1 pseudogene is annotated in these 3,752 nt (G+C 65.0%); it reads right to left on the reverse strand.

The window, feature by feature from the left end:
- Nucleotides 1–143: 143 nt before the first annotated feature.
- Nucleotides 144–3,050, reverse strand: a pseudogene (locus tag WKW82_RS40280) (Tn3 family transposase).
- Nucleotides 3,051–3,752 lie beyond the last annotated feature (702 nt).

The following is a 3,752-nucleotide window of genomic DNA, read 5'->3' on the forward strand; positions in this document are numbered from 1 at the left end:
GGGGTCTACTCGTTTTCGGTGCAATAACTGACGGTTGCGAACTCCAGCGACCATGCGGGGTAGCGATAGCTATCCCATTGATTTTGTTGAACTTCCTGTTCACCCTTGAGTTTGCGTTTTGGGGCGTCGTTGCGAGGCCGATTTCAGCGCACGGCGCTCGTTTTCGCTGCACTTTGTGACGGTAGGAGCTGGTCGACGTAGCGCTCGATCGGGAAGCGGAAGACGCCGCGCAGATTGATGCCCTCCAGCCGCGTCGGCGCAATGCGCCCGATGAGTTCTGGCGGGATGACCTGGCGCCGGTTGGCCCAGCGATCGAGCACCGCCTGCATCTGCGCGGTGTTCCATGCCATCACGATGTTGGCCAGCAGGCTGAGCGCATCGGCCACGGCCTGCATCTCGTCGACTCGCTTGGCCTGCGCCGGGCTGATCCGCCCGGTGTAGATGGCGCGCTTGAGGGCGTTGACCGCTTCGCCGCGATTGAGCACCCGCCGCAGTTCGCGCCGGAAGGCCTCATTGACAAAATAGTCCGCGAGGAATGCCGTGCGCAGCAAACGGCCAAGCTGGACACCAGCCTCGTAGATCGGATCTCCCCGGGCCGCCGAACCAAACCGCGCCAGCGCCGCCACCGCGCTGGCATGGCCGGACATGACGGAGGCGGTGAGATGAACGAGGGCATCCCAATGCGCCTCGATCTGGGACAGGTCGACCTTGGCCTCGCATACCGAGGCGATCTCGGCCGGGATCGCCATGTCACGCGGCACGTACAGGTGTCGCTGCTTCAGATCCTTCAACCGCGGACACAGGTCGAAGCCGAGCAAACGAGCCAGGGCCATGGCGAAGTCGGTATGCCCGTGCGTGTCCACGGCAAGTTGGGACGTCTCGATGCGCTCCTGGCGCACGACGCCCTCGATCGCCACGCCGGCTTGTCGCTCGTTGAGCACGAACGGCTGCGCATTGAAGATGCCCCATCGATCACGTACATGGGAGTAAATGCCGATCGATGGCGTGCTGCGCCTGGGGTCCATTCGCGCCTGCCAGACCCGCTTGGTGGTCTCCATGCTCATCATGTCCGAGGACGCGAGGTCCGAGCGGCCCCAGGTGGCAGCGATGGCGTGGCCCTGCATGAACTCCAGCACGGCCTGGCAGGCCTGCGCCAGTCGACGCTCGTCGCCGGCCCAACGCATGGCTTGGCGGATGCTCGCGGCCGAGAGCTGGGGCATCATGCGGGCGCAGTCGGCGGCCGTCAGGCTGGTGCCGTGGGCCAAGATGCCGGCATACGCCATCAGCAGCTCATTGGCCGAGCGCGGCTCGCGCCCCAGCATGATCCAGCTGAAGTGCACCCGGGCGTCCACGGCCAGTATCACCTCGGGCAACTGCACCTCGCCGATGCGAAGGTCGAGCCGGGCACGCAGCTTGGTAACGGCGGGATCCTCGTCGTCGGCCGGCAGCGCGGCGAGGTGCAATTCGTCATCGACGCGCAGCACGCCGGAGCGGGTGGCCTGCGCTACAGCATCGACGCCGGCACGCACGCGCGTCAACAAGGGATTGAGGAAATCGGCGGGCCGAGTCGGCAGCGATAGGCGCGCGTAGTGTCGCTTTGCTTCAGCCTGCCACCTCTCCGCGGGCAGGAACAAGCGGTCGCGACCGCGGAACGTCAGGCTGTGCTCGATCTACACCGATCCGTTGCGCACGGACCGGCGCAGGGCGAACAGCGTGGCTACTTCGAGTGCCCGGAACGCACGCTCGCGGTCGTAGCCTGAAATCGCATCGCGCCAGACGGACCCGAGCCGCGGCGACACGTCGTCTGGCAGGCTCCTGACGTTGCGGCCATACAGATCGCGCATCCTCACCAGCGACTCGATCACCGGGTGCCCACTGCTGGCCATCCAAGGCAGTCGGGAGAGCGCCACGAGCAGGGAGCGCACGGGGCGGATGGCTTCGATCAGGCGCTCCCGCACGCGCGACACTCGGCTCGGTGGGCGATGCTGCGCATGCGCGATAACCAAGGCCTCAAGTCTTGCGCGCAACTCGGCGTCAAGGACAGCCTCGGCGCTCAGGGTCGCCAGTTCCTTGAGCAACGACTGGTACAGGTCGGCCCAGTTGACCGTCTCGCCGACATTGCCGGCGGCTTGGCGCCATAGGTCGGCGACGCGGCGCTGGACCATCAGAATCAGCTGGTCGGTCGCGGTCAGGAGGCAGTAGCGCAGGAAGCACACGACTTCCACGGTGCGCCCCGGCTCCTTGATCTTCGCGCCAGCAGAGGGCGGCCGGGAGGCCATCCGGCGTGCGTAGCGCCGCACGATGAGATCGGGCAGGGCGCCCATGTACTTGTGCACCTCCAGGCCGCGAAGCAACTCGACGCGCTCGAGCACTTCGCTGATCTGGCGAGTCGAGTGTTTGGCGGGTGCCGCCCACAACCAGCTTTGATGAGTTTGCCCGCTGGCGTGCGGCTGGGCAATCGCGCGGCGCCACCGCTCGAGGGTCGCGGCCTCGACCTCGGCATCAATCGATTCCGCCGTCTTGGCTTCAAGGTGGAGGAGGGCGGCGGCGATCAGGGCGCGGATGGCTCGATCGTGGACGATCAGCAATCGGTGGTCGTACAGCCAGCGGCGCGCATAGACCAATAGTTGCTCGCGGTCGGCGCAGCGCGAGACTTCGTCGCTGAGCAAGCGCACCAATGCGCGCCGTTGATGCTCCGTCATCCACCGGAACCCCAGCGCTTCGCAGGCAACCTGCTGGTGGTCGAACAGGGTACGGCCACGACCATACATGGCGCGCAGCGAGGCGATCTCCGGGGCGTCGATGCCAAGCTGGTTGCCCAGGTGCCGCCACAACCCCGGCGGCACGACCCGCACGGCGTCCAGCAGCCGGCCACTCATGCGCAGGAATCCGATATGCAACGCCAGACCCAACTTGAGAGAGTCGCCGCGGCGCGCCAGTATCAGCTCATATTCGGCGCGGCTGAAGGTGAAGAACGCCTGCAACTCGAAGGCGCTGAGGTCGTGCGGCAACTCGCGCAGGCCCAGGAATGTCGTCTGCCAGCCTTGCATCGCGCGCCTCCTTGAAAGGAGGCGCGAACGATACGCCTGGCGAAAGCGATCGGCAACCGCAAATCAAAAACAGCGGCCCGACAGCCGCGCGATCGTGATCAGCGCAACCGCACGACGCCCGTCTCGTCGCGGCGAGACCTCAATTCGTCAAACGAGCCGAAATCCTTGTCTGCTGGAAGACCGTCCATGCGGGCTGCAGTGGCCTCTACGACAGCCGAAGTCTCGGCGAAAGCGGGTAGATCAGCCCAACGCATTGCACAGCACTGTCGGCGTCTGCGCTCGACGAGCGCCAGTAGGTTCTCGAGTAAACGCAACTAGGCCTTCCTCTCGGCAGTTCGCCGAGATCGTTTGAGTTCGAGAAACTCGAGTTGCGCAAAAAGAGAGCCCATCACTTCAGTCGTTGCCGGAAAACTATAAAGCAATATCGACGCAGTACAGCACTCGCCGCGCTGCGGCAGATACAGGCGACGACCTTCAATACTCCGGTCTGCCGGCGCAAGCATCGCACCGGAAAATACGGCGCCGGATGCCCGGCTCTAGCCCGGATCAAACGCATCGTAACGGGCGCACCGCAATCGGTCTTCAATGGGCGCCTGAAAAGCGAACAGGAAATGCAACCAAATCAAGAACTTGCGAACGAAGGCCGGCGCCAGCGCTAGCTCCGCGCACCGTCAGTCTGTGCACCGAAAACGAGTAGACCCC

This window comes from Variovorax rhizosphaerae, assembly GCF_037889975.1.
Lineage (GTDB): Bacteria > Pseudomonadota > Gammaproteobacteria > Burkholderiales > Burkholderiaceae_C > Variovorax > Variovorax rhizosphaerae.